This window comes from Peribacillus sp. NPDC096622 (assembly GCF_044762665.1).
GTDB lineage: Bacteria > Bacillota > Bacilli > Bacillales > DSM-1321 > Peribacillus > Peribacillus frigoritolerans_B.
The window spans coordinates 56,281-62,280 of sequence record NZ_JBIWES010000019.1; the positions used below are offsets into that span (position 1 = coordinate 56,281).

The 6,000-nt window shown below is 35.6% G+C and carries 6 protein-coding genes; 1 reads left to right on the plus strand and 5 read right to left on the minus strand.

Features of this window, described 5'->3' with window-relative positions; all coding sequences use genetic code 11:
* Window positions 1-125 precede the first annotated feature (125 nt).
* The 5 genes from ACIQYG_RS23085 to ACIQYG_RS23105 all read right to left on the minus strand — a co-directional run bounded on the left by ACIQYG_RS23085 (window position 126) and on the right by ACIQYG_RS23105 (window position 3,363).
* The gene (locus tag ACIQYG_RS23085; RefSeq protein WP_402842970.1) at window positions 126-1,121 is read right to left on the minus strand and encodes a LacI family DNA-binding transcriptional regulator; all 996 of its coding nucleotides are present in this window, start codon (window positions 1,119-1,121) and stop codon (window positions 126-128) included.
* Window positions 1,122-1,360: 239 nt separating this feature from the next.
* On the minus strand, window positions 1,361-1,660 hold the full coding sequence (locus ACIQYG_RS23090) for a hypothetical protein (protein ID WP_402842973.1): 300 nt from the start codon (window positions 1,658-1,660) through the stop codon (window positions 1,361-1,363).
* Window positions 1,661-1,833: 173 nt separating this feature from the next.
* Window positions 1,834-2,367, minus strand: coding sequence for a hypothetical protein (locus ACIQYG_RS23095; protein ID WP_402842976.1), 534 nt, complete (start codon window positions 2,365-2,367; stop codon window positions 1,834-1,836).
* 517 nt (window positions 2,368-2,884) lie between these two features.
* Window positions 2,885-3,079: a hypothetical protein gene (locus ACIQYG_RS23100; RefSeq protein ID WP_402842979.1), complete on the minus strand. Its 195-nt coding sequence runs from the start codon at window positions 3,077-3,079 to the stop codon at window positions 2,885-2,887.
* A gap of 98 nt (window positions 3,080-3,177) precedes the next feature.
* Window positions 3,178-3,363, minus strand: a complete 186-nt coding sequence (locus ACIQYG_RS23105; RefSeq protein WP_251438049.1) for a hypothetical protein — start codon at window positions 3,361-3,363, stop codon at window positions 3,178-3,180.
* Between the two features lie 828 nt (window positions 3,364-4,191).
* On the opposite strand from ACIQYG_RS23105, the gene ACIQYG_RS23110 reads away from it, so the two are divergent.
* Window positions 4,192-5,700, plus strand: a complete 1,509-nt coding sequence (locus ACIQYG_RS23110; RefSeq protein WP_402842982.1) for an MDR family MFS transporter — start codon at window positions 4,192-4,194, stop codon at window positions 5,698-5,700.
* The last annotated feature ends 300 nt before the right edge of the window (window positions 5,701-6,000 follow it).

The following is a 6,000-nucleotide window of genomic DNA, read 5'->3' on the forward strand; positions in this document are numbered from 1 at the left end:
ATATGAATATATTAAGCAACGGAACCGGTTCCAGAATAAACCAAAAAATATAATATCAACAAGTTGATTCACAGAAACCGGTTACATTTTAGAAGGGAAATATTTGGTAACCGATTTCATTTTGATTATAATCGGTGTAGTAAACGATTGTCAACGCTTTCTCTTTCAATAATTTTATATTTTGATAGAGATAATTTTGGTAATTCTTCCCCGTTAACAAGCTTTACGATACTTTTAGCTGCCATTTGTCCTGCTTCTTTGTAGTAAAATTTCGCTGTAGTTATGCCTGGGTGAATCATCTCTGTTACTTCATAACCTCCAAATCCAGTGATCGACAAGTCTTCTGGGATTTTTAAACCTCTTAAATAGGCTGCTTTCAAAGCACCAATCGCTATATTATCAGTTGCACATACGATAATTGAGGGAGTGAATTCCTCAATAATGGAGGGGACATTGATTAATGCATCTGTTATGCTGAAGCTTGTTTCATAATACCTTACTTCACAGTCTGATTTTTCATCTATCGCCTGCTGAAATCCTTTTTTCCGCATGACTCCTACAGCAATATCTTTTCCTGTTACGCCCAAAAAAGCAATCTTACGGTGACCTTTTTCCAGCACATGTTTTCCGAGATCATATGCTGCTTCATAATCATTGTGTATGATGCTGTGAATTGTTTCATGCTGCTGACCAACCAGTAAAACGGGCAAGTGCAGCTCTTTGAAGGCCTCTAAATGGGCGTCTGTAACTTGGGATGGAAGCAAAATCATTCCCGCAACCTTTTGCTTAGCCAGTGTGTAAATATTTTCAATTTCCTGATCTAAATCCTGACCGGAATTTGAGATCAGCATTTGATAATTTAGTTCTCTTAATTGTTCATCAATGCCAATTAACGTATGAGAAGAAGCATATGAATCAAGTCTCGGTACAATGGTACCGATTATATTAGTTTTCTTTGCTTTTAAACTTTGAGCGAAGGCATTAGGAGCATAGCTGGTTTCATTTATCACACGTTCGATTTTATTTTTCGTTGCCTCACTAACAGAACCATTATTTAGATAACGTGAAACTGTACTCTTAGCAACTCCGGCAAGCTTCGCGATATCAGTAATTGTAACCAAAGCATTCATCTCCGTCTTTATATGGATTTATTTATTATACACCAATATATTGAGTAAATTAAGAGGTGAATATAGTTGATTATTTAAACAGGAAATTTTACAACGTTATCATGGCAAATTTAAATGTAAACGCATTCACGTCCAAGCAGGAGGTGAAAAATATGGAAATTAGTAAAGAGGTTACATTTATACAATGATAAATAGAACTAACAATTAAGAGAGAAAAAATCCTTTCTTTTCTATTTAGCTCTCTTCCTAAATGGGTATAGCACTCCATCAAACCCAATTACGAAACATTTCGTATACTTCCTGATAACATTACCTAGAAATACACCCATAAGTTCATTATAATAGTATTCTTTATCACTAAATAACGCTTTAAACTCCTTATCATCTGCGAAATCATTAAAAAACAAGTCCATTGAACTGTCATTTCTTACCCAAGCAATTACTTCTATATATGGAGTGAACTCATATTTCCAAATATCTACATGAAGGTGATTACCAGTATAGTTTTCATCATTAAAAAAATTATTCATTGACTTACCCCCGAAAACTCAACTATTAGCAGAATTATACCATAGGACTTATTGATCTAACCTGCTCCGATAGTTTAATAAAGAAAAAGCTGCCTTAAAGACAGCTCCGATCTTCAGCTAATAAAGTCCCCTTACAATATTCGTTTCACATTTTTCAAGATTGAGAGAAAATTTCACCTTTCTTTTTTTGGAAACAAGGTATAACTAAAACTGATGATAAAATCAATAACCAAGATCAATGTCCATAATCTTAAAGTATTAAGCAATGCTTGAGTCTGAGAAGGATTATTAATCGAAAAGATCATCACTGCTAAAAGAGCTCCTCCTATTAACCAAGAAACAAAATGCCGAAACAATCCTAAGCGCTCCTGTCTCGCATGTTCCCTTCCGAATTTTTTCTTTTTTATAGGTTTTTCACCATTTCCATATTTATAAGCGAAGTGCGCATCCGCCCATTTAATCAACTGATGCCCAAACGCTACACTTACCCCTATATAAATGGCAGAAAGTCCATGTACGGTGGTGGCAATGGCTCCATTTTTTAAATCTAAAAAAGTAGCAATGAGTAAAACGATATCGACGATTGGTGTACAAATAAGCAACAATGTACCAAGCTTCTTTTTCTTTAAAATATATCTAACAAATAATCCTGCTAAAACAAACACCCAAAATCCAATCTCACAGAAAATAATTAACCAACCAATCAAGTCAACACCCCTTTATTTAATACAACTGTATTAAATATCCACTCCATTATAACAAAAATTTCCAAAATAAGTGTGAGTTCTTAATGAACCAACCTGCCCCGTGAGTTCTATAAGAAAAGTAATTCTTATTAAAGAATCGCGCCCTTTTACGGAACAACTCTATTACCACTCAAATTCCCTTGATCCATTTTTAAATTTCAGATGTACTTTATCTTTTGGACATAAAAACACCCCTTTAGAGGATATTATCCAAAGGGGTAAAACGGTGCAACTTTATTATAAACATCGTGACTTTATTTCAAAGCCACATCATTTTCCCTTTAATTCAGCTAAATAGTCCTTACGGCACTTTCAACAAGTTCATAAACCGTCCTATCATGAATGATTGCTTGTATTTTTAGTTCCTTCATAAGTTCAACATCCATATCGAATGAAGAACGTTTTCTTATAACGTTGGTTCGTTCTATGGTTGGTGCTGATTGTTCGTTCGCTTATTTGACCTGTTCTTTACCACGTTTTATGCCAAGGTAGAACGTTGGTTGGTATCGTTAATAGGTTCTTTATTTACATTAGTTGAAACGTTCGCCTTTGCTTTTCCTGCTGTTGCAAAGTCATAAATAAGCTGCTCTTGTACCGCTTCCTCTTCACCTTCACCAACGAAATACCAGCCTTTTTTGCCTGAATTTCTATACTCATAACCAGCTTTATTCAATGCTTTTCTTAGTCATTTTTCTGAAAGATGAACATCAGCCCTTTAGGCAATATTCGCTGGTGTATCAGTTTTAATTAACTCCAAGATTTTACCGATTTTCATTTAGTACGCTCACGGGAAAACCAATACTTTGTTTTGATATTTCGATAAGTCCCAATGTCTTTGATCAGCTCGGCAATAAGATCATAACCGCAATATGTGTGCCTCAGCGTGCTAAATTCATCCAATGTCACATAATCATCACTCTTTAATTCAACGTGACACTCTCCACAACAAATCGCCATATCCAACACCTCCAAAAAGTATATTGATATATTCGTCGAAACTTGGTGGCCATCCTTCTTTCGTACAAAAAACAGGTCTATTGACGGTCCTTTAATGTTTGTTAGTTTTTCAAAATTATCTAGACCTAATTATAAAAAAAACTTAATAAATAAAGGAGAGTACATATTAGCCATGTATAATATGTACTCTCCTTTTTTCTTTTAGTGAACTAACGCACCCGTTAGTTTAAGTAGATTTCTTCACAAACTTTTTAGTATTTCAGTTAATACAGGAACGCTGCTCCTTTAGTTCCATAAGAAAAAGCTTCCTTTAAGACAGCTCCGATTATCAGCTAACGCGCCTTAGTTCGAAAAAGGTTACCCTAGCATGTGATTTTTATATCCTTTCAACAAACCCGCCCGATTGTTGAAAAAGCCATTGGATTTTTTGCGAACTACTGTACGGTTCAATATCATAACTTACTCAAAAAATACTAACAATCTCTTAGGTAGAATTATAAACCAAGATTTTTTTTGAATAACTAGTTATATGTAATTAAAATGTAACTTTTGTAATATTTTAATTAGGTTTTCAAATTATCGAACGTATCCAAACAGCATTAAAGCGTCTACGATCGCACTTTACCAATCATTAATATACCTCTATTAAAAATGTATATTTATTTAAATTCAACATATTTATAAAGGCCTGAACCTTATGCGGGCGATGTATAAGAGAGTTATTTTATATTGATAAATAATATGTATTTAACATTAGCGAAATATAACATTCTGTAATATTTAGTAGAATTAAATTGTAAAAGATTTAATTGAAAGAAGGTGTATAAATTGAAACAAACGAACAATAAAATACTAATTATTATCGGACTGATTATCGGGATTATATTTGCCGAACTGGATGAAACGGTTGTTAGTACCGCCTTGCCTACTATTGTCCGTGATTTAGGGGGATTGTCGATGTACGGTTGGGTAGCAGGGATTTATATGCTTGCTATGACTTCTTTTATGCCAATCACAGGAAAATTGGGTGATTTGTATGGTAGAAGATTCATCTATACCACATGTATAAGCCTGTTTATCTTAGGTTCGTTGGTCAGTGGCTTCTCCACTTCAATGTTTACACTGCTATTAGGTCGAGGTATTCAGGGGATTGGGGCCAGTGGCTTGATTCCACTAGCAATGGCCATCGTGGGTGAAGCCTTAACACTTAAAGAGCGTACCAAAATTCAAGGGATATTCGGAGCAATGATGCTTATTCCTCAGTTAATAGGACCACTGATTGGTGGTTATTTAACCCAGCATATTTCTTGGCACTGGATTTTCTGGATTAACATCCCTGTCGGTATCATTGCAGTTAGTTTTCTCTACGTTGGTTTGCATGAATCTAAAAGAGACAAGAAAGTAAACATCGACTGGACTGGTGCATCTTTGCTAGTCGGCTCCCTCCTTACACTACTAATTACTCCGGTCTTGCACCAAAATGAGGGATATACTTGGTTTTCGCCGACTATAATCGGTCTATGGACTCTTGGATCTGTACTGCTCATCTCATTTGTAGTTACAGAATCCAAGGCAAAAGAGCCGATTTTACCAATTCATCTTTTTAAAAACCGTACATTTGTTGTTTTATCCTTGATAGTATTTACAATGATGATCAGTGTTATGGGGGCATTCTCATCTTTTCCGTTCTTCGCTCAAAACGTATTTGGCCTTACCCCTATTAAGTCCGGTTACATCATTTTACCATTAATGGTAGGTTCCATACTTTCCAGTGTCATTACCGCCCAGTTAATGACAAAAGTGCCGTACCGGTATGTTTTTGCCGTTTCACTCCTTATGCCGGTTATTGGATTTTACTTGATGACAAGCATAGGTGTTCACACCAATTTAATCTTAATCATCATCTACTTTATTGTGATTGGATTTGGCTTTGGTGTGGTACTTAATAATAATCTTATCGTACAGGAATCGACTCCAAAAGAGGATAGTGGAATTGCTTTATCTTCAATTGCACTCTTTCAATCAATTGGAATGACGATTGGACTCAGCATATATGGTAGTTTACTCGCATCAAAAATTTCATTGGGTATCAGTGGAATTGGTGGTAATCTTCCATCAAGAAGCGAGGAGGCATTCCGACAGGCTGCCAAGGGTGGTATTCCTGAAGGGCTCGATGGGAATGCGATAGAGCAACTAAAAAGTATATATGTGTACGCTTTTCAAAATCTGTACTGGGTTTCGCTCGTACTCTCCCTCGTGGTGCTATTCTTTTGCTGGTTCCTAAAAAACGAAGTATTAACCTCTAAGGAGAAAGAAGTAAAATCTCCAGAAACCTGAGAAAAAGGTATGACTCGCATACTTATGAACTGCACCCCAATTGTTAGGACTCGTCTAACAATTGAAGGTATAGTTTTTTTTAGAATATTTAGGTATAAGTTATTATAAGTGTATATCGCGTTGAATTAATGCGAGGAAAATAAATTTACTAGTAACAAACATTCGATTTCCCTTAATGAACTATTCTGCCCCGATAGTTCCATAAAATCGAGTAGGAGGAGGTGCCTAGCCTCCGACCTCTCACACCACCGTACATACCGTTCGGTATACGGCGGTTCAGTTTAAGTCTGACGTAGTTTT

Bases quoted from the DNA above. Each gene is read 5' to 3' on its own strand.
- ACIQYG_RS23105 (WP_251438049.1), bottom strand. From the start codon at position 3,363: ATGGCGATTTGTTGTGGAGAGTGTCACGTTGAATTAAAGAGTGATGAT.
- ACIQYG_RS23090 (WP_402842973.1), bottom strand. From the start codon at position 1,660: ATGAATAATTTTTTTAATGATGAAAACTATACTGGTAATCACCTTCAT.